Annotated in this window: 22 protein-coding genes; 14 read left to right on the forward strand and 8 right to left on the reverse strand. The window is 59.0% G+C overall.

The features are described 5' to 3' along the window. Positions 1 to 4 precede the first annotated feature (4 nt). The 3 genes from CPPEL_RS01080 to CPPEL_RS01090 are packed head-to-tail and all read right to left on the reverse strand — an operon-like array spanning position 5 to position 5,191. Positions 5 to 610: a DUF1707 SHOCT-like domain-containing protein gene (locus CPPEL_RS01080; protein WP_123959332.1), complete on the reverse strand. Its 606-nt coding sequence runs from the start codon at positions 608 to 610 to the stop codon at positions 5 to 7. Continuing rightward, positions 603 to 3,875, reverse strand: a complete 3,273-nt coding sequence (locus CPPEL_RS01085) for a heterodisulfide reductase-related iron-sulfur binding cluster (RefSeq protein WP_123959334.1) — start codon at positions 3,873 to 3,875, stop codon at positions 603 to 605. The genes CPPEL_RS01080 and CPPEL_RS01085 overlap by 8 nt, the downstream gene beginning before the upstream one ends. Then, the gene (locus CPPEL_RS01090) at positions 3,830 to 5,191 is read right to left on the reverse strand and encodes an FAD-dependent oxidoreductase (RefSeq protein ID WP_123959336.1); all 1,362 of its coding nucleotides are present in this window, start codon (positions 5,189 to 5,191) and stop codon (positions 3,830 to 3,832) included. Before CPPEL_RS01090 ends, CPPEL_RS01085 begins: the two co-directional genes overlap by 46 nt. A 289-nt stretch (positions 5,192 to 5,480) precedes the next feature. Here CPPEL_RS01090 and CPPEL_RS01095 point away from each other — a divergent pair, with 289 nt between their 5' ends. The 7 genes from CPPEL_RS01095 to CPPEL_RS01125 are packed head-to-tail and all read left to right on the forward strand — an operon-like array spanning position 5,481 to position 11,618. Next, positions 5,481 to 7,157: a nitrite/sulfite reductase gene (locus CPPEL_RS01095; RefSeq protein ID WP_123959338.1), complete on the forward strand. Its 1,677-nt coding sequence runs from the start codon at positions 5,481 to 5,483 to the stop codon at positions 7,155 to 7,157. Beyond that, on the forward strand, positions 7,154 to 7,387 hold the full coding sequence (locus CPPEL_RS01100; protein WP_123959340.1) for a hypothetical protein: 234 nt from the start codon (positions 7,154 to 7,156) through the stop codon (positions 7,385 to 7,387). Before CPPEL_RS01095 ends, CPPEL_RS01100 begins: the two co-directional genes overlap by 4 nt. After that, positions 7,339 to 8,055 (forward strand): phosphoadenylyl-sulfate reductase, encoded by a 717-nt coding sequence (locus tag CPPEL_RS01105; protein ID WP_425453816.1) that lies wholly within the window; start codon positions 7,339 to 7,341, stop codon positions 8,053 to 8,055. The genes CPPEL_RS01100 and CPPEL_RS01105 overlap by 49 nt, the downstream gene beginning before the upstream one ends. Next, positions 8,052 to 8,951 carry a sulfate adenylyltransferase subunit CysD gene (cysD, locus tag CPPEL_RS01110; protein ID WP_123959344.1) on the forward strand — a complete coding sequence of 300 codons (900 nt, stop codon included), beginning with the start codon at positions 8,052 to 8,054 and terminating at the stop codon, positions 8,949 to 8,951. Before CPPEL_RS01105 ends, cysD begins: the two co-directional genes overlap by 4 nt. Further along, positions 8,951 to 10,135 (forward strand): sulfate adenylyltransferase subunit 1, encoded by a 1,185-nt coding sequence (locus CPPEL_RS01115; RefSeq protein ID WP_123959346.1) that lies wholly within the window; start codon positions 8,951 to 8,953, stop codon positions 10,133 to 10,135. Before cysD ends, CPPEL_RS01115 begins: the two co-directional genes overlap by 1 nt. Further along, positions 10,132 to 10,722, forward strand: a complete 591-nt coding sequence (locus CPPEL_RS01120) for a sirohydrochlorin chelatase (RefSeq protein ID WP_164470336.1) — start codon at positions 10,132 to 10,134, stop codon at positions 10,720 to 10,722. The genes CPPEL_RS01115 and CPPEL_RS01120 overlap by 4 nt, the downstream gene beginning before the upstream one ends. Next, positions 10,719 to 11,618, forward strand: a complete 900-nt coding sequence (locus tag CPPEL_RS01125; RefSeq protein WP_123959350.1) for a sulfite exporter TauE/SafE family protein — start codon at positions 10,719 to 10,721, stop codon at positions 11,616 to 11,618. The genes CPPEL_RS01120 and CPPEL_RS01125 overlap by 4 nt, the downstream gene beginning before the upstream one ends. Here CPPEL_RS01125 and CPPEL_RS01130 read toward each other — a convergent pair. Further along, a complete protein-coding gene (locus tag CPPEL_RS01130) occupies positions 11,521 to 11,958 on the reverse strand; it encodes a hypothetical protein (protein ID WP_123959352.1) in 438 nt (145 codons plus the stop codon). The two genes, CPPEL_RS01125 and CPPEL_RS01130, sit on opposite strands and share 98 nt — an antisense overlap. Before the next feature lie 94 nt (positions 11,959 to 12,052). Between CPPEL_RS01130 and CPPEL_RS01135 the strand changes: the two genes are divergently transcribed. Beyond that, positions 12,053 to 12,589 carry a nucleosidase gene (locus CPPEL_RS01135; RefSeq protein WP_123959354.1) on the forward strand — a complete coding sequence of 179 codons (537 nt, stop codon included), beginning with the start codon at positions 12,053 to 12,055 and terminating at the stop codon, positions 12,587 to 12,589. 104 nt (positions 12,590 to 12,693) lie between these two features. Continuing rightward, positions 12,694 to 14,277 (forward strand): inorganic phosphate transporter, encoded by a 1,584-nt coding sequence (locus CPPEL_RS01140; RefSeq protein WP_123959356.1) that lies wholly within the window; start codon positions 12,694 to 12,696, stop codon positions 14,275 to 14,277. A gap of 59 nt (positions 14,278 to 14,336) precedes the next feature. Here CPPEL_RS01140 and CPPEL_RS01145 read toward each other — a convergent pair whose 3' ends face one another. Together CPPEL_RS01145 and CPPEL_RS01150 are read right to left on the reverse strand one after the other, a co-directional pair. Next, a complete protein-coding gene (locus CPPEL_RS01145; RefSeq protein ID WP_123959358.1) occupies positions 14,337 to 15,656 on the reverse strand; it encodes an AI-2E family transporter in 1,320 nt (439 codons plus the stop codon). A 120-nt stretch (positions 15,657 to 15,776) separates the two neighbouring features. Continuing rightward, positions 15,777 to 16,397 carry an HAD family hydrolase gene (locus CPPEL_RS01150; RefSeq protein ID WP_123959360.1) on the reverse strand — a complete coding sequence of 207 codons (621 nt, stop codon included), beginning with the start codon at positions 16,395 to 16,397 and terminating at the stop codon, positions 15,777 to 15,779. 236 nt (positions 16,398 to 16,633) lie between these two features. Here CPPEL_RS01150 and dnaK point away from each other — a divergent pair, with 236 nt between their 5' ends. The 5 genes from dnaK to CPPEL_RS01175 all read left to right on the forward strand — a co-directional run bounded on the left by dnaK (position 16,634) and on the right by CPPEL_RS01175 (position 21,693). Continuing rightward, positions 16,634 to 18,460 (forward strand): molecular chaperone DnaK, encoded by a 1,827-nt coding sequence (gene dnaK / locus CPPEL_RS01155; RefSeq protein ID WP_123959362.1) that lies wholly within the window; start codon positions 16,634 to 16,636, stop codon positions 18,458 to 18,460. Between the two features lie 2 nt (positions 18,461 to 18,462). Then, positions 18,463 to 19,032, forward strand: a complete 570-nt coding sequence (grpE, locus tag CPPEL_RS01160; RefSeq protein ID WP_123961181.1) for a nucleotide exchange factor GrpE — start codon at positions 18,463 to 18,465, stop codon at positions 19,030 to 19,032. Positions 19,033 to 19,175: 143 nt separating this feature from the next. Further along, positions 19,176 to 20,342 (forward strand): molecular chaperone DnaJ, encoded by a 1,167-nt coding sequence (gene dnaJ / locus CPPEL_RS01165; RefSeq protein ID WP_123959364.1) that lies wholly within the window; start codon positions 19,176 to 19,178, stop codon positions 20,340 to 20,342. A gap of 3 nt (positions 20,343 to 20,345) precedes the next feature. Next, positions 20,346 to 20,726, forward strand: coding sequence for a heat shock protein transcriptional repressor HspR (locus CPPEL_RS01170; RefSeq protein ID WP_123959366.1), 381 nt, complete (start codon positions 20,346 to 20,348; stop codon positions 20,724 to 20,726). Positions 20,727 to 20,799: 73 nt separating this feature from the next. Then, positions 20,800 to 21,693 carry a Dyp-type peroxidase gene (locus tag CPPEL_RS01175; protein WP_123959368.1) on the forward strand — a complete coding sequence of 298 codons (894 nt, stop codon included), beginning with the start codon at positions 20,800 to 20,802 and terminating at the stop codon, positions 21,691 to 21,693. Here the strand turns inward: CPPEL_RS01175 and CPPEL_RS01180 are convergent. Together CPPEL_RS01180 and CPPEL_RS01185 are read right to left on the reverse strand one after the other, a co-directional pair. Next, the gene (locus tag CPPEL_RS01180; RefSeq protein WP_123959370.1) at positions 21,690 to 22,766 is read right to left on the reverse strand and encodes an alpha/beta hydrolase; all 1,077 of its coding nucleotides are present in this window, start codon (positions 22,764 to 22,766) and stop codon (positions 21,690 to 21,692) included. The genes CPPEL_RS01175 and CPPEL_RS01180 overlap by 4 nt on opposite strands. Then, the gene (locus CPPEL_RS01185; RefSeq protein WP_164470338.1) at positions 22,763 to 23,008 is read right to left on the reverse strand and encodes a hypothetical protein; all 246 of its coding nucleotides are present in this window, start codon (positions 23,006 to 23,008) and stop codon (positions 22,763 to 22,765) included. Before CPPEL_RS01185 ends, CPPEL_RS01180 begins: the two co-directional genes overlap by 4 nt. Positions 23,009 to 23,088: the final 80 nt, after the last annotated feature.

Here is a 23,088-nt window from a genome sequence, read left to right on the forward strand (position 1 = left end):
CATGTTAGCGCTGACGGAAGCGCTTGAGAACATCAGAGGCAATTTCTGTTGCCGCCGTATTCATTTCCTCGCGACGCATCTTGCGCTGGGCGCGCTGCTGCGCCTTTTGCGCTTGAGCCTGAGCCTCTAAGGCCGCAATTTCCTGGCGCTGTGCGGCAGTGATTTCGCGGATGCGCTGCCGTTCCAACTGCTTAGGGCTTGGGGCATGCCAAGAAGCAGGGCCTACCTTCATCACATAGAGCAGGATGTACACGGCTGGGATGAGGAAGAAGAGCGGAGCAAGCTGCTCCCAACCCGAGATAAGCGCCAGCACAGCGACGGAACTTAAACCCATGATCCCGCCACGGATATTGCGCCCCGACTTCCGCGAAGCCTCGATCTCCTCCAAGCTGTACATCTGCGTTGGAGCAATAGCGCGCTGATGCTGGGGAAGATCGTCGAACATCTGAAGCAGTTCGCTTCGCATGGTGGCCGCAGCCACTTGCTGCACGCGCTCGTCATATTCCACAAACGTCAGGCGCCCTTGGGCGTAGTGGGCACCAAGTTGCTCCATTGCTTGTCGACGTTCTTCGTCGCCAATTCGGTAATCGGGTGAATACGGGTTAGTCATTTTCCTCCTCCTGCTGCTGATTAAGTGTAGGCGCTGGAGGCACCGGTGGTGCCGGTGGTGTGGCGTTGCCGGGTGCGGGTGGTGTTGCTTTACCCGGCGCAGGTGGTGTGGCGTTGCCCGGAGCGGGTGGCGCTGGTGGCGCGGGAGGCGTTGCACTACCGGGTGCTGGAGGCGTGGCTTTACTTGGGGCAGGTGGTGTGGCGTTGCCCGGAGCGGGTGGCGTTGCAACACCGGGTGCTGGAGGCACGGGTGGTGCCGGTGGCTTCGCCCCGCCGGGCGCTGGTGGCGTGGCTTTACCTGGCGCAGGGGGTGTGGCCCCACCGGGTGCGGGCGGCACGGGTGGTGCTGGTGGCGTTGCTTTACCTGGCGCGGGAGGCGTTGCACTACCGGGTGCTGGAGGCGTGGCTTTACTTGGGGCAGGTGGTGTGGCGTTGCCCGGAGCGGGTGGCGTTGCAACACCGGGTGCTGGAGGCACGGGTGGTGCCGGTGGCTTCGCCCCGCCGGGCGCTGGTGGCGTGGCTTTACCTGGCGCAGGGGGTGTGGCCCCACCGGGTGCGGGCGGCACGGGTGGTGCTGGTGGCGTTGCTTTACCTGGCGCGGGAGGCGTTGCACTACCGGGTGCTGGAGGCGTGGCTTTACCTGGGGCAGGTGGTGTGGCGTTGCCCGGAGCGGGTGGCGTTGCTTTACCTGGAGCGGGAGGCGTCGCTCCGCCGGGTGCTGGAGGCGTGGCTTTACCTGGCGCTGGTGGCGTTGCCCCGCCGGGTGCAGGAGGCGCGGCTGGTGCCGGAGGCGTTGCACCACCTGGAGCGGGAGGCACGGGTGGCGCTGGTGGTGTGGCTTTACCTGGCGCAGGAGGCGTTGCCCCGCCGGGTGCGGGAGGCGTCGCTTTACCTGGGGCAGTGGGTGTGGCTCCGCCGGGTGCGGGAGACGTCGCTTTACCTGGGGCAGGAGGCGTCGCTCCGCCTGGTGCAGGAGGCGTGGCTCCACCGGGTGCTGGAGGTGTGGCTTTACCTGGTGCCGGTGGCGTTGCCCCACCAGGTGCAGGAGGCGTTGCCCCACCTGGCACAGGAGGTGCGGCTGGTGCTGGCGGTGTAACCCCACTGGGAGCTGGCACGGCAGGGGCAGGCTTGCTTTGGGTGGCAGATTCTGGGGTAGGAGGCGTCTGTGGCTTTTCCGTTTTCCTGCGCATCGGCTCGTCCAAGAAGGCAGGTTCGTGACGAGGCGGCAGTTGGCCGTCGATAAGCACGGCATCGCGAAGCATTTGGGCTACGTCTTTCACGGCCGGGCGGGACTCTTGGGTTTTGACGCCCGTGGTGAGCATGGTGTTGCAGAAGGGGCAGCCTGTGGCGATTTCCTCCGCACCCGTTCCCACTGCTTCGGCGGCACGATTTTCATTGATGCGGGTGCCGATGGTTTCTTCCATAAACATGCGCGCGCCACCTGCGCCACAGCAGAAGCCCTCGTTTTTATTGCGAGGCATCTCTTGAAGCTGCACGCCGGAAACGCCGAGGAGTTCGCGCGGGGGATCAAACACCTTGTTGTGGCGGCCCAAGAAACAGGGATCGTGGTAGGTGATCGGCTTGCGGTTTTCTGCACTGCGCGGCACGGGCTTGAGTAGGCCTTCGCGCACCAGGCGGTTGAGCAACTGCGTGTGGTGGAAGACCTCAAAGTGCCCATCAAAGTCCGGGTACTCGTTGAGCAGGGTATTAAAGCAGTGCGGGCAGGTGGTGATGATCTTGCGCCTGGGCATGCCCTCAAAGGCGGCGTTGAGCGTTTCCACGTTCTCGGTGGCCAGCATCTGGAAGAGGAACTCGTTGCCCGCGCGTCGCGCCGGGTCGCCGGTGCAGGTTTCGTCCTTGGAAAGCACCGCGAATTTCACGCCAGCGGTATGCAGCAATTCCACGACAGCGCGGGTGGTCTTGCGGGCTTCATCATCGAAGGCGCCGGCGCAACCAACCCAGAAGAGGTACTCGAATTCTTCTACGCCCTCGCTAATGACCGGCACTTCGAGGCCATCGCGGCGTGCCTCTTCAATCCAAGTGGCGCGCTCGCGGGCGTTGCGGCCCCAGGGGTTGCCCTTGGTTTCAAGGTTTTTAAACAGGCTGGTCAGCTCGGAGGGGAACTGGGATTCGGCCAACACTTGGAAGCGGCGCATGGCGGAAACGTGGTCGAGGTGTTCAATATCCACGGGGCATTGCTCCACGCAGGCACCGCAATTGGTGCAGCTCCACAGCACGTCTTCGCTGATCACATCACCGACGATCGGGCCGAGTGAACCTCCGATGGCCGCATCACGCAGATCTGTCATGAGCATCTTGGGGCTCAAGGGTTTTTCCGTATGCCATGCGGGGCATTGTTCCTGGCAGCGGCCGCACTCGGTGCAAGTGGTGGCGTCGAGAAGCATCTTCCAGGGAGCATCTTCGAGCGTTCCCACGCCCACCGATTCCTCCAAATCGATGGTGGGCAGGCCGCCGAGTGCTTTGGAGTCGATATTGCGGCGGAAGAAGATGTTGAAAAATGCCAAGAAGCGGTGCCAGGCCACACCCCAGCGCAGGTTCAATGCGATCACCACGAGCCACACCATGCCGCTTAAGAGCTTGACTAAAGCAAAGATGCTCACCAGGTTTGGCGAAGCCGGAAGGAGCGTGGCGATGTGGCGGGTGAGGAAGTCTGCCCAGGTGGCGTGGCCATAGGTGGCGATTTTGCCGGCCTTGACTAAGAGCATGCCGGCGCCTTCGATAAACACCACGGCCTCTACAAAGAAAGCGGCAATGGAGTTCGAGCCGTAGAAGCGGGCAAGGCGCTTACGCCCGCCGATGCTCAAGCGAAGGGCAAACAGGAAGGTAATGCCTGCAACCGTGCCGATGGCTAAGACCTCTTCTAGGAAGTGGTAGATGCTCCAGGAAGAAAGCAGCGGCCAACCGCCGGCGGGGTCGAAGGTTTGGATATAGGCCTCGAACCACACCAGGGAACCGATGATGAAGCCCAACATGACAAACCAGTGGGCAATTGCCACCGCTGGTTTGCGCATCATTTCGGTGTGGAAGAAGACTTCCTTGAGCATCACTGCGAGGCGTCGTAGTGGTTGATCGCTGCGCCCAGGGGAGGGGCGGCCGCTGCCGATGAGGCGATAGAGCCGAGCGACCGCGGCGATGAACATCCCCCACGCGGGAAGGGACAATACGATGCCGATGATGCCAAGGGTAGTTTGCACGTTGTTTACCTTAGAGCCTTTGCGTGGGCATGACGCACCATCTCGTCCCATTCGACGATTTTTTTGCGTTCGCGTCCTTCTTGTTGGCCGAGGGTGCGTTCTTGTTGGTCGAGTTGGTACCAGCCGTCCCAGGTGGTGATGGGGATGTTGTTGGTGCTCAGGTGGTTGATGATGGCTTGGGGGTCGCGGTTGGGTGCTGGGGTGAGGTGGCCTTGGTTCCAGTCGTTTAGCAATGCGGTGGTGGTTTCTTTGGCGTCGGATTTGGTGTTGCCGATTAAGCCTACGGGGCCGCGCTTGATCCAGCCGGTGGCGTAGAGGGCTGGGATGGGTTCGCCATCGGTGGTGGTGACGTGGGCGCCGTCGTTGGGGATGGTGTGGGTGGTGGTGTCGAAGGGCACGCCGGTAATGGGGGTGGAGCGGTAGCCGACGGCGCGGTAGACGGCTTGGACGTCCCAGTCGGTGGTGGTGCCGGTGGCCTGGACGTTGCCGGTGCCGTCGAGTTGGGTGCGTTCGGTGCGCAGTCCGGTGACGTGTCCGTTGGTGCCGAGGATTTCGGTGGGGGATTCGAAAAAGTGGATGAACAGTTTGTGGGGTGCGCCTTTGGGTTCGCGCATGGCGTAGGCCTCTAAGGTTTGGCAGACGAGGTCTTGGGATTTGGATTCGTGGCGGGTGGTAATCGAGGCGTCGTCGTAGTCGATGTCTTCGGGGTTGACGATGACTTCGATGGTGTCGGAGTGGTCGAGTTCTTTGAGTTCGAGTGGGGTGAATTTGGCTTGGGCTGGGCCGCGTCGGCCGAAGACGTGGATTTCTTTGGCCTGGTTTTGTTTGAGGGTGTGGTAGACGTTGTCGGGGATTTCGGTGGTGTGGAGTTCGTCGGCGGTTTTGGCAAGGATGCGTGCGACATCTAATGCGACGTTGCCGACACCGATGACGGCAACGCGTTCGGCGCTTAGGTCCCAGGTGCGTTGGAAGTCGGGGTTGCCGTCGTAGAAGCCGACGAATTCGCCGGCGCCGTAGGAGCCTTCTAGGTCGGTGCCGGGGATGTTAAGGTCGCGGTCATCGGTGGCGCCGGTGGCGAAGATGATGGCGTCGTAGTATTCGCGGAGTTGATCGATGGTGATGTCGTTGCCGACGTCGACGTTGCCGATGAGGCGGATCTGTGGTTTGTCGAGGATGTTGTGCAGGCTGGTGATGATGCCTTTGATGCGTGGGTGGTCTGGTGCGACGCCGTAGCGGATTAGGCCGAAGGGTGTTGGCATGCGTTCGATGAGGTCGATGGTGACGTCTTGGCCGGATTTGATTAACAGGTCCGAGGCGTAGATCCCGGCGGGCCCGGCACCAACAACAGCAACACGAAGGCTTGGCATAAAGGTTCCTTTCAAAGAAATGGACTAAGTGGTCTAGAAAATTACGCATGACGGCTTGTTTGACGCAATTTATAGCCGTATTTTCATTCATTGCAGTATTTATTCACGCTGTCAAAAATTTTTTATTAGCAGGTCACAGTGTATAAAAGGCTGGCAGACCGGAAAGTATGTACCAAATAGACTAGTCGGTATGGCTATTGTTCCTTAGCAACGCATTGCAGCCCATGCAGCAGTACATGCGGCAGCCCATGAAGCAGTACATGTGGCACCCGATGAAAAGGAACACACCATGACCACCACCACGGCAAAACCTAGAACCCAAAGGGCTCGCCCACGCAAGCCCGAAGGGCAGTGGAAGATCGACGGCACCACACCCTTAAACGACGACGAGCGCATCAAACAAGAAGATGAAGGGCTCTCCGCCAAACAGCGCGTGATCGACATTTACTCAAAACAAGGCTTCGCCTCGATCCCCGCAGAAGACTTAGCCCCGCGCTTTAAGTGGCTCGGGCTGTATACCCAACGCAAACAAAATCTCGGCGGCGAACTCACCGGGCAATTAGATAATTCCGAGCTCCAAGATGAGTTCTTTATGATGCGCGTGCGCTTCGACGGCGGGCGTGTGACCCCACAGCAGCTTCGCGTGGTGGGAGAAATTTCCCGGGATTTCGCCCGATCCACCGCCGATTTCACCGATCGCCAAAATATCCAACTGCACTGGATCCGCATCGAAGATGTCCCAGAAATCTGGGATCGGCTTGAGGCGGTAGGCCTTTCCACCCTCATGGGCTGCGGCGATGTCCCGCGCGTGATCCTAGGCTCCCCGGTCGCTGGGGTTGCCGCCGATGAGATCATCGATGCCACCCCGGCAATTGATGCCATCGTCGAGGACTATTTGCTGCGGCCTGAATTCCAAAACTTACCGCGCAAGTTCAAGTCGGCCATCTCCGGCAACGCCCGCCAAGACGTCACCCACGAAATTCAAGACGTCGCCTTTATCGGCCTTGAACACCCAGAATATGGGCCCGGATTCGAATGCTTTGTTGGCGGTGGGCTATCCACTAACCCCATGCTTTCGCGCTCTTTAGGTGCATGGGTTCCACTTGAGCGCGTACCGGAAGTATGGGCTGGTGTAGCAGGCATTTTCCGCGACTATGGCTTTCGGCGCCTGCGCAATCGCGCCCGCTTAAAATTCCTCGTGGCCCAATGGGGCATTGAAAAATTCCGTCAGGTGCTCGAAGAGGAATACCTAGAAGCCCCGCTTATCGACGGCCCCTCTGCCCCCATCCACCAGGGTGCGCGTGACCACATCGGTGTGCATCAGCAGCGCGATGGTCGCTTCTATGTGGGCGTGAAACCCACCGTTGGGCACGCCACTGGCGAACAGCTCATCCAGATCGCCGAGGTAGCTGAGGCCTTTGGCATTCAGCGCATCCGCACTACGCCGGATAAAGAACTGCTCTTTCTCGATGTAGAAGAACGCGACGTTGCTGCGCTTTCCAAGGCCCTTGATGCCACCGGCTTGTACTCCACGCCGAGTGAATTTCGCCGCGGCATTATCTCCTGCACCGGCTTGGAGTTTTGCAAGCTGGCGCACGTTACCACCAAAGCCCGGGCCATTGAGCTCGTCGACGAGCTCGAAGCTCGCCTTGGTGATCTTGACGTTCCCTTGAAGATTTCACTGAATGGCTGCCCCAATTCCTGTGCTCGCACGCAGGTGGCAGACATTGGGCTCAAAGGCCAAACCGTCACCGATGCCGAAGGCAACCGCGTTGAAGGCTTCCAAGTACACCTCGGTGGCGCACTGGGCCTGGAGTGGGGAAGGAAGCTGCGTGGGCACAAGGTAATCGCCTCCGAGCTTGGCGATTATGTGGTGCGCGTAGTGGAGAAGTTCAAGCAGCAACGCGAAGAAGGCGAGCAGTTCCGTGATTGGGTACTGCGCGCCAGCGAGGAGGACCTGCAATGAAATTTCGTCGCAAACCAAACCCTAACCGCAACCACCCATTGCACTGCCCCTATTGCGCCAGCGAAGAACTCTTTCCGGCAGAAGAAAGCGACTTCGCCTGGAGCTGTGTTGCCTGCCTGCGCGTGTTTGAGGTGCTCTTCCACGGCCAAAACGCCCCCGAGCACCAGCCCGAACCAGCCCTATCCACCTCCGAGGCAATCGCCCGATCCGTAGCGAAGGTCAAAGCATGAACCACGCACTCGATAGCGCCGTCAAAAGCGCAGAAGAGATCCTCACCTGGGCCGATGAGCATGTCCAAGGTCCTATCGCGGTGACGTTATCTATGGAAAACACGGTGCTGGCAGAGTTAGCCAACCGCTATCTTCCCCGCGCAGACTTCCTCTTTTTAGATACCGAGTACCACTTCCCGGAAACTCTTGAGGTGGCAGACGCGGTAGAGCAGCGCTATCCCCAAACACTCGTGCGCGCCACCGCCGAGCTGAGCAAAAAAGAACAAGACCAAAAGTATGGCCCCATGCTCTATATGCGAGATCCCGGTGCTTGCTGCCAGATGCGCAAAGTAGCACCGCTGCACAACACCTTGGCCAACTACGCCGGTTGGGTCACTGGTATCCGCCGCGCCGATGGGCCAAGCCGGGCCGATGCTCCTGGCGTGAGCAAGGATGCGGCTGGGCGTTGGAAGATCTCTCCACTGATTCATTGGTCGCTGGAAGATACCGAGGCATTTATCCAATCCGAAGGCCTGATTCGCCATCCGCTGACTACCCAGGGCTATCCCTCCATTGGCTGTGCTACTTGCACGCTTCCGGTAAGCCCCGGGGATGATCCGCGCGCTGGGCGTTGGGCCGGGCATAAGAAGACCGAATGTGGCCTGCATGTAGAAGGAGCTCGCTCATGAACACTCAAACCCTCACCCCGCACTTACAAGATCTAGAAAACGAGTCCATCCATATTTTGCGCGAGGTAGCCGGGCAATTTGATACCCCTGCGCTGCTATTTTCCGGTGGCAAGGATTCGGTGGTGGTATTCGAGCTCGCCCGGCGTGCCTTCGCCCCGGCAAAGGTGCCCTTTGAGCTTTTGCACGTTGATACTGGCCATAACTTCCCCGAGGTGATTGCATTTCGCGATGATCTGGTTCGGCGCACCGGGGCGCGTTTGCATGTGGCGTATGTGCAGGACTGGATTGATCGAGGCGAGTTGCAAGAACGTTCCGATGGCACCCGCAATCCGCTGCAAACTGTGCCGCTGGTAGAGACGATCGAAGCCCGCGGCTATGACGCAGTGCTTGGCGGGGCTCGCCGCGATGAGGAGCGAGCCCGGGCAAAAGAACGTGTGTTTTCTGTGCGCGATGCTTTTGGTGGTTGGGATCCGCGCCGGCAGCGCCCTGAATTGTGGAACCTTTATAACGGCGGCCATCAGCCTGGTGAAAACGTGCGCGTATTCCCGATCTCCAATTGGACGGAACAGGATATTTGGGAATATATCGCCGCCCGCAACATTGCATTGCCTCCAATTTATTTTGCCCATGAGCGCGAGGTCTTCGAGCGCGACGGCATGTGGCTGAGCCCAGGTCCTTGGGGTGGCCAAGACCAACCCTTAGAAACCAAGCAGGTGCGCTATCGCACGGTGGGGGATATGTCGTGCACGGGTGCGGTGCTTTCGCAGGCCAGCACGGTTGAAGAGGTGATTGCCGAGGTAGCCACCTCCACCATGACCGAGCGGGGAGCGACCCGCGCCGACGACAGGCTCAGCGAATCTGCCATGGAAGACCGTAAAAAGGAAGGCTATTTCTGATGACTCTCACCGCCCTTGCCCAGCGCCAAACCCTACGCCTGTGCACCGCAGGATCCGTCGACGACGGCAAATCCACCTTCGTTGGCCGTCTGCTGCACGACACTAAATCTGTGCTCGCCGATCAGCTCGCCAGCGTAGAGCGCACCTCCGCCGATCGTGGCTTTGAAGGCCTTGACCTTTCTTTGCTTGTCGACGGCCTGCGTGCCGAACGCGAACAAGGCATCACCATCGATGTGGCCTATCGTTATTTCGCCACTGACAAACGCGCGTTTATCCTCGCCGATACTCCAGGCCATGTGCAGTACACCCGCAATACCGTCACCGGCGTTTCTACCTCCGAGGTAGTGGTGTTGCTCGTCGATGCCCGCCACGGCGTGGTGGAACAAACCCGCCGCCACGCGCAGGTGGCTGCGCTGCTGGGTGTGCATGATGTGATCCTGGCAGTAAACAAGATTGACTTGGTTGGCTTTGATGAGGCCACCTTTAGAGCCATCGAGGCCGAGTTCCACGCGCTCGCTGCACAACTTGGCATCCAGCGCCCCAAGGCTGTGCCCATTTCTGCGTTGCGCGGCGATAATGTGGCCGAGCCTTCTTCCAATATGAGCTGGTATGAAGGCCCCACGGTGCTGTCGTTGTTGGAGCATATTGAGCTACCGGAGCCGGATTTTGATCATTTCCGTTTCCCCATTCAGTACGTGATCCGCGACCACGCCAGCGATTACCGAGGCTATGCCGGCCAGGTGCACACCGGGCGCGTGCGCGTAGGCGATGAGGTGCTGCTGCCGGGGCATCGTCGCAGCACAGTCGTCGGTATTGATGGTGGTGTCGGTGATGCAGGCGATTCCATTGTCTTGCGCCTTGCCGATGATATTGACCTCTGCCGTGGGGATCTCATCACCGACGAGCACCGCCCGGAAGACGTGCGCGAATTTGAGGCCACCGTGGTAAGCCTGCACGAGCAGGGCCTGCGCCAAGGCCAGCGTGTGGCCATTCGTTATGGATCCTCGCTGCAAAAAGCCAAGATCCTTGAGGCACCTACCCTGGAGCTGAACGATATTGCCAAGGTGCGCGTGCTGCTTGCCCGCCCGCTTCCCATCGAGGCCTATGCTGCCCGCGGCAAGGTGGGCGCCATGCTCTTCGTCGACGAGCACAGCGGCGACACATTGGCTGCGGGGCTTTCGTGAGCGCGCTGGTCACACTCGCGCACGGTTCGCGCCATCCGGGTGCCGATGTAGCAACGCTGAGCTTTCAAGCCGGCGCCAAGGCCGTTGCCTACTTGGATTTTTCCGAAGACACCTTGGCTGCTGTTGCAAAGCGGCTCCAGGAACACCTGGTGGTCGTGCCGCTGCTGTTTAGCAACGCCTTCCATGCCCGCTTCGACGCACCGCAGGCAGCGCGCGAGGCCGAGGCTTTTGCCCCGATCACCCTGGCTCGCCCCCTGGGGATGGGCCAGGACATTATCGCCGCGCTGCCTAAGCCACAAGCCACCCCGGTGCTATTTCATGTGGGATCCAAGCGCAGCACCGAGGCCCAAGCACTAGCTCAGCATTTGGGCTGGTTGGAGGTGGCCGCCACCCAAGGGGGAGTGGCTGAGCTTCGCGCGCTGAGCCGCAAGCATCCCCGCCTGCATGTGATCCCACTGTTTGTCACCGATGGCCTATTACTTGCCCAAGCCCGCGAGGCTGATTATCCCGGCGAGGTCATCTTTGATCAGCCCCTTGGCATCAAACTTTCGCCCATTATCCGCGCCCGATTTGAGGAGGCAGTATGAAAAAGCTGCTAGTCATTGCCATCGCTGGTGCTGCAGCCCAGCTTGTCGACGGCGGCATCGGCATGGGTTTCGGTGCGCTTTCTACCTCCATGCTGATCTTTTTGGCAGGGCTTGGCCCTGCCCAGGCCAGCGCGGTGGTGCACACCGCAGAGGTGGGCACCACGTTATGTTCTGGGATTAGCCACTGGAAATTTGGCAATGTGGATGCCAAGGTGCTGCTGAAAATTGGTGTGCCCGGGGCCATCGGCGCCTTCCTAGGTGCCAATGTGCTCACGCAGCTTTCCACTGAGGCGGCAAGACCAATTACCCAAACCATCTTGGCGCTGATTGGCGTGAACCTCTTGTGGCGTTTTGCCCGCGGCAAGGCGCGCAGCGTGCATCGTTCCTATCGTGGCGGAGTGCTTGGTTGCTTGGGGCTTTTTGGTGGCTTTATCGACGCCTCCGGTGGCGGTGGCTGGGGGCCTGTGACCACCTCATCGCTTTTGAGCATGGGCAGGCAATCCCCGCGCAAGATCGTAGGTACTGTCAGCGCCGCGGAATTTCTTGTGTCACTATCTGCCACTCTTGGTTTTGCCTTCGGTATGCGCGAGGCACTGTTAGAAAATATTGGCGCGATCATCGCGCTGCTCATCGGTGGCGCGATCACCTCACCTATTGCCGCCTGGCTCATTTCACGCATCAACCCCACCGCCCTTGGTGGGCTGGTGGGCACTGCGCTGATGGTGATTAACGTGCCAGGCCTGCCGCTGAAGTTGATCTTGCTGGCCGTTGGCCTGGGGGTAACGCTTCGAAGCGTTATTAGAAGCAAACAGGAGCGCCCGTTGCGGTCGCGAGTAGTGCGTGCCACTGAGCCAGAGAATATCCGGCAGGAAGATTTAATCCACCAAGCCAGGTAGTGGTGGCAATGCCACGGGCCTGAAGCGCCTTGAGGGGGTCGCTCAGATTCCCGGAGGTGCTAAAGATGGCTTTGGATACGCGCGCTTTGGCCTCGATTTCCACCTGGAAGTTGGTGTCGAGCACCAGGTCGTAGAGGGAGTCTAATTCGGTATCCGCGGGCACGTTGCCGATAAAGCGCACGGTAGAGGCGCTTGGCTTGCCCTTGCCATAGGGGGCGAGGCCTGCAGGTGCTGGGGCTTGATCGATGAGGTCGATGTGCATGGGGCGCTTGCAGGACATGAGGAGGTCCGAGAGGTAAAGGCCAGTGGCATTTGCGCCGACAACTGCGATGCGAAGCATGAGGATCCTCCTTCTAGACTAACTAGTCTGCAAATATAGCACTAAGTGGTTCAGGAAGGAAGCACTTTCTAGACCAAGTGGTACGGTTTGTGGCATGCCCCTCTACATCGCAGCCACCGAAGCAGAAGCAAAGTACCTGGATAAACCCGTTGTTATCAGCGGAATCGGCACCCTTGCTGCAGCTATTACCCTGTGCAAGGAATTATCGCGCTCCACCCCAGATCGTGTGATTAACTTCGGCACAGCCGGCGCCCTGGCCCCGATGAGCGGCGAATTCGAAATCACTGAGGTAATCAAGCATGACTTTGATACCGAAACGCTCAAGGCAATCACCGGACTCGACATACCCAACCGCATCACCCTGTCACCCATCACCGGCTTGCCCCAGGCACGGCTTGCCACCGGCGATAGCTTTATTGGCTCAAGCCAACAACGCCAGGCCCTACAAACAAGGGCAGATCTATGCGATATGGAAGGCTATGCCATCGCCGCAGTCTGCGCGGCCTTCGAGGTGCCCTGCACCCTGATTAAGCAGGTCAGCGACAACGCCGACGAGCAAGCAGCACGCACCTGGGCGCAGGCAGTAGAGCTGGGGGCGCAACGCCTGGCCGATGCCATAGCCAAGCTTTAGCGTGGGCGTCGAAAAGCTACTACCCCCAGTTCATTTTCCGTTCACTTTTACTGTGCATAGTCATCTCGAGACTCTCGACATCGCAACGTGAAAGTGACCCTTCCATGTCCAATAGTGCGGCGGATACATCCAACGACAAATACTGGCATCTCACCTTTGGCGGCATGCTCGGTATTACCGTGCTCGCCTTCTTCCTCTGGGCCAACGGCTATGTTTCACCCGAAGCAAACCGTGCAGTGCTGATCACCACCATCGTGTTCGGCGTATTCATGGCCTTCAACATTGGCGGCAACGACGTCGCCAACTCCTTCGGCACCTCAGTCGGTGCCGGCACCCTCACCATGAAGCAGGCCCTGCTGGTAGCGGCCGTCTTTGAGGTCTCCGGTGCCGTTCTTGCCGGTGGGCAAGTGACCGACACCGTGAAGTCCGGCATCGTTGATCTCAACGGCATTGATCTCCAACCAATGCAATTCGCCTTCATCATGATGTCTTCGCTGCTCGGTGCGGCAGTCTGGCTGCTGATCGCCACCAGGATGGGCTGGCCGGTATCAACCACCCACTCCATCGTCGGTGGCATCGTCGGCGCTGCGCTGTGCTTGGGCCTTTCCGAAGGCCTCGGTGGCTGGGAAATGGTGCAGTGGAACAAGATCGGCCAGATTGCGGTGTCCTGGGTACTTTCCCCAGTGCTCGGCTGCCTCGTCGCACTTGCGCTATTCGGGTTTATTAAGAAAAAGGTGCTCGGCTACAACGACTCTGCCGATGATGAACTGCGCAAGATTAAAGAAGATCGCCTCGCACTGCACAAGAACTTCAAGGCCTCCTACGAGCGCCTCAATGAAATCCAGCAGCTGGCCTACACCAACGCCATGACCCGCGACGCAGCCCTTATCCAGGCCGCCGACTTTGAGCCCGATCAGCTCGAAAGCGATTACTACCGCAACCTTTACAAGATCAACTCCCGCCGAAACCAGCTCGATACCCACAAGGCGCTGGAAAACTGGGTGCCCTTCATCGCCGCAGGTGGCTCCGTGCTCATCGGTGCCATGCTGCTATTCAAGGGCTTAAAAAACCTCAACCTGCACTTCACCACCTGGAATAACATCTTCATCCTGGCCATGATCGCCGTGGTGGTGTGGATGGCCGTTGGCGTGATGTCGCGCTCGCTGCGCAACCAAGAACTTTCCCGAGCCACCTTCATCATCTTCTCCTGGATGCAGGTCTTTACCGCCTCGGCCTTCGCCTTCTCGCACGGATCCAACGACATTGCTAATGCCATCGGCCCGTTTTCTGCGGTGCTAGACGTGCTCAAAACCAACGACATCAACTCCAAGGCAGCCGTGCCCACCTGGGCCATGGTCACCTGTGGTGTGGCCTTGATTTCCGGCCTGTGGTTTATCGGCCGCTACGTTATCCAAACCGTGGGCAGTGGCCTGACCAAGATGCACCCCGCCTCCGGCTTCGCCGCCGAGCTTTCTGCAGCCGGCGTGGTGATGCTCGCATCGGTGCTTGGCTTGCCTGTTTCCTCCACGCACATCCTGATCGGCGCCGTGCTCGGTGTGGGCATTGTCAACCGCGCCGCCAACTGGAAGCTCATGAAGCCCATCGCCATGGCCTGGGTCATTACCCTTCCTGCCGCTGCGGCCGTATCCGCAGTATGCGTGCTGATCCTCAACGGTGTGTGGGGCTAAGCCGCTGCAGGCAATAAAAAATGGCGCTCTTTCGAGCGCCATTTCTTTTTGTCCTCATCCTATTCTGGATCGGATTCCTCGATGGTTTTCACCTTCGAGTTCTTACGCAAGCTGATCCTTTCAAGGCGCTCGGCAAGGGTTAGGCCTGCGCCGGTATCGGCCTCGGCCTTGGTGGCTAACTCAATATCGTCGGTGGTGATCTCACCGGCTCGAAGTGCTACCAAATCAAAGTGGTAGCGAATGACCACGGCGATGGTGGCGGCGATGGGCACTGCCAGGAAGGCGCCAACCACACCGAAGATGGTGGAGCCCAAGGTCACAGCCAGCAGCACGATGGCGGCGTGGAGGTTCATGGCCTTCGACTGCAGCACAGGCTGGAGCACGTGGCCTTCGATCTGCTGCACAGCGATGATCAGGGCCAAAACGAAGAGGGCATTGGTTACGCCATTGCTTACCAGTGCCACGATCACGGCAAGGGCACCTGCGGTGAAGGCACCCACGATCGGAATGAAGCCACCGAAGAAGGTAAGCGTGGCAAGCACCAAGGCCAAGGGCACATTCAAGATGAGCAAACCGATGCCGATGAAGATGGCATCAACACCAGAAACCACTGCCTGGGTGCGGATGAAGCCGGAGAGGGTATTCCAGATGCGGTTGAGCAACTCGGTGAGGTGCCAGCCAGCATTAGGGCCGGTGGCGCGGCGAATCATGGGCAAGAACTTGGTGCCGTCTTTGAGGAAGAAGAAGGTAAGAATCAGCATCAAGATCAGCGTCATGCCGATCGTGCCGGCGGTGGAAAGCCCAGCAAACACGCCCGAGGCGATCTGGCTGGAGCGCTCCTGGACCATATTGGTGATGTCTTTAAGCGCACCATCGAATTGGGAGGTATCCAAATTCAGTGGTGGGCCTTGCACCCATTCGGTGAGGCGCTGAACGCCTTCTTCCGCCTTGGCTACGAGATCCTTGGATTGATTACGAACACTCGGGGCCATAGCGGCGACCGCACCACTGATGATGGCGAAGAAGCCGAGCATGACCAATACCACCGATAAGGCGGCAGGAACGCCCTTATTGCGTAGCCAACGCACCGGCGGCCACAGCACCGTGGATACCAGCAGCGCTAAGAGCACCGGCAAGAGGCCGATCCATACTGCCTGGAGGCCTTTCCAAATCAGCAGTGCTGCTACCACCACGATGATAAAGCGCAATGCCCAACCGGCGATCCAACGGCCATCACGGCCAAGGATCACGGCGCGATCCAGCGGCGGTGCCGAATCGGGCAGCTTTGTATCGAGGCCTTTGGGGCTTGCTTCCCCTTCGGCGGCGCGCTCAAGGCTTTGAGTCAGGTCGCGGTCTTGATTTGAGTATTGTTCAGTCACCCGAAAGAGATTGCCATAAGGCAAGCGAAAACACGCTATTGAGCGGGGGATTTGTAATCAAGCTGTAACCTTGAAGCCAAAAACAGGTCAATTCAGGTGGATGCTTGCCCCGCGCGCAGATCAGGGAAGCTGCTTGGCTTCCTGATGAAGCTCCACCAGCGATGCATAGGGGACGCCCGGCAGATCTTCGACGCTAATAACATCCATGCCTGCGGCCTGGGCGGCTAGTACGCCAGCTTTGGAATCTTCAATCACCAGGGTCTTATTGGGCGGCACTTGGAGTTCTTGGGCTGCTAGCAGGAAGCCCTGGGGGTCAGGCTTGCCCATGGCGGTGTCTTCGGAGGTAATGATGGCGTCGAAAAGATCGAGCACATTATTGCGCTGCAGAATCGGCTCTACTAATTCCCTTACGGTGCCGCTTGCTAGGGCGAGCTTGATGCCGTGCTCGTGCAAGGTGCGCAGCAGCTCTTTTGCACCAGCGAGCAAGGTTTGATTGCTCAGCGCGCGGTAGTTTTCTACAAAACCGGCAATGAGTAACTGGGGATCAACTCCGCGGGGCTCGCCGAGCTTGGCGGCAATATCTTTGTCATTTCTGCCGCGGGGGAATTCTCCTTCGGCGATCGGCTCTACGCCAAGATCGCTGAGGGCGGTGGAATAGGCCTTCTTTACGATGTGCTCATCGTTGGCGAGGGTGCCTTTGAAATCGAAAATGACGGCGCTGTAGTTACTAAAGGTGTTCATCAGCTTCACCGTATCCGCTTTCTTGCCAAAAGTCGCGGCTGTTTAACAAAAGTTCACCTTGCTGACCAGCGAATTTGAAAAAAGTTCAAAAAAGTTGAGTCTAGTGGGAACAACTTTGGGCCCTAGGCCGTTGACTTGAGTGACATCGGCTCAAGGCTCTGGTAGTGTCGAGCACCAGAAGTTGAGTGGATGCGAATCAACTTTATAAACAACGAACAATTGGAGGAACATTTATTATGGGACGCGCAGTAGGTATTGACCTTGGTACCACGAACTCCGTGGTTACTGCTCTTGAAGGTGGCGACCCCGTCGTCATCGCTAACTCTGAAGGTGCACGCACCACCCCTTCGGTGGTGGCCTTCGCTAAAAACGGCGAGGTGCTCGTCGGTCAGTCTGCTAAGAACCAGGCCGTGACCAACGTTGATCGCACCATCCGCTCCGTCAAGCGCCACATCGGCACCGACTGGAACGTGGAGATCGACGATAAGAAGTACACCCCGCAGGAAATCTCCGCCCGCACGCTGATGAAGCTCAAGCGAGACGCTGAATCCTACCTGGGTGACGAAGTTACCGATGCTGTTATTACTGTGCCGGCATACTTCTCTGATGCACAGCGTCAGGCAACCAAGGAAGCTGGCCAGATCGCAGGCCTGAACGTTCTGCGTATCGTCAACGAGCCCACCGCCGCTGCTTTGGCCTATGGCCTGGAAAAGGGCGAGAAGGAACAAACCATCTTGGTCTTCGACCTCGGTGGCGGCACCTTCGACGTTTCCCTGCTTGAAATTGGCGATGGCGTGGTGGAAGTTCGCGCTACCGCTGGCGACAACGAGCTCGGTGGCGATGACTGGGATCAGCGCATCGTGGACTGGTTGGTAGAGAAGTTCAAGTCTGCCCACGGCGTGGATCTGTCCAAGGACAAGATGGCAATGCAGCGTCTGCGTGAGGCTGCCGAGAAGGCAAAGATCGAACTGTCTTCCTCCCAGCAGGCAACCATCAACTTGCCCTACATCACCGTTGATGCAGACAAGAACCCGCTGTTCTTGGATGAAACCCTTTCGCGCACCGAATTCCAGCGCATCACCCAGGATCTGCTCGATCGCACCAAGGCTCCCTTCAACCAGGTGATCAAGGATGCTGGCATTTCTGTTGGCGAGATCGACCACGTGGTGCTCGTGGGTGGTTCCACCCGTATGCCCGCTGTGACCGAACTGGTCAAGGAACTCACCGGCGGCAAGGAGCCCAACAAGGGCGTGAACCCCGACGAGGTTGTGGCCGTTGGTGCTGCCCTGCAGGCCGGCGTGCTGCGCGGTGAAGTCAAGGACGTGCTGCTTCTCGACGTCACCCCGCTGTCGCTTGGCATCGAAACCAAGGGTGGCGTGATGACCAAGCTCATCGAGCGCAACACCACCATCCCCACGAAGCGTTCCGAGACCTTCACCACCGCTGACGATAATCAGCCTTCGGTGCAGATCCAGGTCTTCCAGGGCGAGCGCGAAATGGCTACACACAACAAGCTGCTCGGCTCCTTCGAGCTTGGCGGCATTGCACCTGCACCGCGCGGCGTGCCCCAGATCGAGGTGACCTTCGACATCGACGCCAACGGCATCGTGCACGTCACCGCTAAGGACAAGGGCACCGGTAAGGAAAACACCATCAAGATCCAGGATGGCTCCGGTCTTTCCCAAGAAGAGATCGACCGCATGGTCAAGGATGCCGAGGCTCACGCCGAGGAAGACAAGAAGCGTCGCGAGGAGCAAGAGACCCGCAACTCCGCCGAGACCATGGCATACCAGACCCGTAACTTCCTGGAAGAAAACGGCGAGAAGGTCTCCGAGGACGTCAAGACCAAGGTGACCGAGGCTGCAGATGCTGTGGACGAAGCCCTCAAGGGTGACGATATCGAGGCCATCAAGCAATCGGTAGAGAAGCTCACTGAGGTTTCCCAGGAGATGGGTAAGGCCATCTACGAAGCTGAAGCTGCAAACGCTAACGACGCCCAGGCCGCAGGCGACGACGACGTAGTCGACGCTGAGGTTGTGGACGAGGAGGATGAGAAGAAGTGACGATGCCCGATAACCCCGGCGATCCGGAGCACACTGATCCGGAGGCAACCTCGGCAGAATCCGCTGAGGCTGCCGCCGATCGGGCGATGCAATCCGATGATCTCGACCCAACGCTCGAAGCCGATGTGGATGCAGCATTAGCTGATAGCGCTGAGCCAAGCATCGACGCACAATTGGCCGAGCGCACCGAGGATCTGCAAAGGGTCACCGCCGAGTACGCCAACTACCGCCGCCGCACCGAACGCGAACGCGCCCAGGGCGTGGAGGTAGCCAAGTCTCAGGTGGTAGTGCAGTTACTGCCTATCCTGGATGATCTTGAACTTGCAGAACAGCACGGTGACCTCGAAGGGCCGCTGAAATCTACTCGCGACAAGCTGCTTGCCGTGATGGATGGCCTCAAGGTCAAGGCATTCGGTGAAGAAGGCGAAGCCTTTGATGCCGAGCGCCACGAGGCTGTGCAGGATCTCTCCGAAGGAGAGGAAAAAGTATTGGGGACTGTGCTTCGGCGCGGTTACCTCATGGGCGATCGTCTCCTTCGCACCGCGATGGTGATTATCGCCGACCCGTCCTAATACTTTCTAGGACTTATCGGGGCGCTGCCAGAGCTATACAACCTTTGAGCAGCGCCCCATTTTTTAGCTCACACAATTAGATAAACAAAATTATTAGCACTTAGTCCGAGAACACCGTTCCCGGAAAGGAGGAGAACAAGCTTATGGCCGCAAAAAATGAATGGGCAGAAAAAGACTATTACGCCGATTTGGGGGTTTCGTCCTCCGCAAGCGAGCAGGACATTAAAAAGGCCTACCGCAAATTAGCGCGCGAAAACCACCCTGACTCCCACCCCGGGGACCAGGCCGCCGAGGAACGCTTTAAGCAAGTAGCCGAGGCCTATGACGTGGTTGGCGACCCAGAAAAGCGTAAAGAATACGACGAATTTAAAAAAGCTCTCGCAAGCGGCGGATTCCGTGGCTTCGGAAAGAAAGCGGGGTCCGGTTACGCCGGAGGGTTTCAAGAAGGGTTCGATCTGGGCGACATCTTCGGGCAACGAGGAGGGTTTGCTCAAGAGGACGGTCTTGGGGATATCTTCGGTAGCTTTTTCAACCGCGGCGGTGCTGCTCGCAAACCGAATCGGTCGGCGAGGGGATCGGACGTCCAAACCGAAATAACGCTGGACTTCCGCGAAGCAGCCAAGGGCACAGCGATGCCAATTCAGCTCACCGCTGAAGCCCCCTGCGAAACCTGCCACGGCTCCGGCTCTAAGAGCGGCAACGTCACCACCTGTAGCCATTGCGGTGGTAGCGGATTCGTCTCTGAGCAAAAGGGCGCATTTGGAATGTCTGCGCCGTGCCCCTACTGCGGCGGCACCGGTGAACAGATCGAAGATCCCTGCCCCGACTGCGGTGGCACCGGAACCAAGACCCGCACCCGCACCATCACGGTTCGGATCCCAGCCGGTGTGACCGATGGACAAAAAGTGCGCCTCGCTGGCCAAGGTGAGGCCGGGCGCAATGGGCGGCCCTCGGGCGATCTCTACGTCACCGTGCATGTGAAAAAGGATCGGATCTTCCAGCGCTCCGGCGATAACCTCGAAATCACCGTGCCGGTGAGCTTTGCCGAGCTCGCCTTGGGCGACACCATTTCCGTTCCCACCCTGGAGCAACCGGTGAGGGTGAAGATCCCCGCTGGCACACCCAATGGGCGCACCCTTCGCGTGCGCGGACGTGGTATTCAGCGCAAGGGGGCCAAGGCAGGTGATCTGCTGGTCAAGGTGGAAGTGAAGGTGCCGAAGGATCTGGACGCGGCGTCGACAAGCGCCCTGCGCGCCTACGCCCAAGCCGAACGCGATTCCGGATTCGACCCGAGGAAGGATTGGAGCTAAACCATGCGCGAGACGGAAGAGGTTTTTGTTATCTCCGTAGCCGCCGAGCTCGCTGGTATGCATGCACAGACGCTGCGGACCTATGATCGCCTGGGCATCGTCACCCCAAAGCGCACCCGCGGTGGTGGGCGACGCTATTCGCTTCACGACGTAGAGCTGCTTCGCACCGTGCAGCACCTCAGCCAAGAAGAAGGCGTCAATCTTGCCGGGATCAAATCCATTATCGAGCTCAAGAAGCAAAACGCTGAGCTTCAAGCGCAGCTTGATAAGGCGCAGGAAGAAATTGATCGCCTGGAACGCGGCGGGCGCCGAGGCGAATTGGTCCATGTTCCGCGCTCAACAGCAGTGGTGATGTGGGAACCGCGCCGGCGCCGCAGCAAATAACACGCTGCAGCAACCAAACCCAGGGTCTTGAGCACCAAGCCCTGGGTTTTTTATTGCGACTAGGATGAGAGGGGTGTTTCATCAAAGCGGAATTTTAGGAATCGGCACCACCGACCACTCGTTTATCGAGTTCGATCTCAAGGAGCCAAGCTCGGCAGCGCTCAAAGCCATCGCCGAGGCCATCAACGTCCCCACCACCGCCGGCGCCAACGTGGTGCTGGGTATTCGTCCGAGCGTGTGGGCAACGCTTGCCCCCGCAGAAGACGTGCCAGAAAATGTGCACGACTTTTCTGAACCCATCGAAGGCCCCGATGGTTTTAGCATGCCGGCTACCCAACACGATGGTTGGCTCTGGGTGCATGCATCTTCGCGTTCCCAAACCTTTGACGTGGTCAAGCACCTGCTCAAAACCTTAAAAGATGTGCTGGTGTTAAAAACAGAGACCACCGGCTGGGTCTATGAATCCAATCGCGATCTCACCGGCTTTGAAGATGGCACCGAAAACCCAGGTTCGCTTGAAGCCCCCAGCGTGATCGCCGTACCCGATGGACAACCGGGTGCCGGTTCGGCGGTGCTGCTGTTCCAGTTGTGGCGCCATAAGTCGCAGGAGTGGGAAGCACTACCGGTGCCTGATCAGGAATTGGCCATGGGGCGCACCAAAGCCGAGAGCATCGAACTCGACGATGAAGAAAAGCCCGACTCCTCCCACGTGGCCCGCACCGTGGTGGAAGTTGATGGCGAAGAACTCGATATCTACCGCCGCAATGTCGCCTATGGTGATCACCGTGACCACGGCACCGTCTTCGTTGGCTTTAGCTTTGATCAGTGGCGCATGGAAGAAATGCTGCGCCGCATGGCCGGTGCCGATAACGGCCCGCGCGATCAAATCACCCGATTTACCGAGGCCATCTCCGGTGCTTGGTATGTGTGCCCCTCTATTTCTGCGCTGGCGAAATTCCTCGACTAATCCGGTGCTTGTGGGCGCGCGCTGGCTACTTCCTCGTTGAGTTTTTCAAGGAATTCAGGGTGCGCCGCATAGCTGTGCCCTAGGCGCGGAAGATTCCATTTTTCGCTGCGATAGCTCAGCGCAGCAGGATCCATGCCATGGATGGCGCCTTGGTTGGTGCCGCTGAGCCCGATTGGATCACCGTGGTTCATCACGGCAATGACCTTGGTGTGCCGGTGGTGCGGATAGCCGGGCACACCGGGGCTGCCGGCATAAATGATGGTGTCGGCATCCAGGCCTTTCCTGGCCGCATGGCCGGTGAGCACTGAACCATAAGAATGGCCCATCACCACGAGCTTGGCGTGGGGATTTTGCTCGCGCAGCGATGCTTGAAAACGCTGCAAATCCTCGGCACCTACCACCGCGGGCTCGGTGGCGATGCCGCCAAGCACATGCGGTGGAGCAATATAGCCCATCCACGCAATGGCAGCGCCACCGGTTGAGGCGGCAACGGTTTTGGCCTCTTCTAGCTTTGCCGGCCAGTGCTCTGGATCGGAGGATCCCACCCCAGGCACCAAGGTCACAATGGATGAGGCGTGCTCAAGATCGCCATAGGCCACCACGGCGGTGCCATGACCGATCTGCAAAATTGTTGCTTCTGGATCTTCGGGCAGTTCCACATCTGCTGCCGGCTGGGCGCATAAGGCATTGAGCTGTGTGGCGCAGGCACGATCGAGTTCTTGGCCCATGAAGTGCAGCCCCAGATAGAGCGTGGCCACCCCTGGGATGGCATTAAACACCTGTTGGGGCAGGCCTGTGATGGTGTTGAGAATCTGCTCTAATTCCCGCTGGGCGGTGCTGGTGAGCTGCAGGATTTGGGCAATGTCTTCATAGATCCCGCCGGTGTGTTGCCACTGCGCCAATTGGCCTAGGAGCATGCGCTGCCCGGCCTCGAACGCCTCGCCGCTGCTGAATTGAAAGCCCTGCTTCCACTGCTGGGTATGGGCTTGGGCCACCTCGAGCATGCTGGCGCGGTTGTGGTGATGCGTGGCGGCGGCTGCGGCTAACTCGGAGGCTTGAAGTGGCGTGCTCATGGCAGATCCTTGCGCCTGAGCGCTTGGCCGAGTTGCTGATCCATCCGGTACATCTTGTGCACAAGGGCTGCGATGTCGAGGCAGGAGACGTCGATAAGCTCCTGGTTTTTGCGCAATGCTTGTTCTAGGCGTTGCTCAAGCGCGCCGAGAGCTTGGGCGCTCAGGCTTGGGCGTATGTGGGCGGTGCTTGGCTGTAGTGGACGAAACTGTAGGTGTTGGAGTAATTGCGAAGTAACGTGCATGCCTTCATGGTTGATGCCGCCGCGTGGTGGTGCCAAGCGCTGAGGGAAAATTTTTCTGCACCACTGCCAAATCTGTGGAT

This window comes from Corynebacterium pseudopelargi, assembly GCF_003814005.1.
In the GTDB taxonomy this organism is placed as follows: domain Bacteria; phylum Actinomycetota; class Actinomycetes; order Mycobacteriales; family Mycobacteriaceae; genus Corynebacterium; species Corynebacterium pseudopelargi.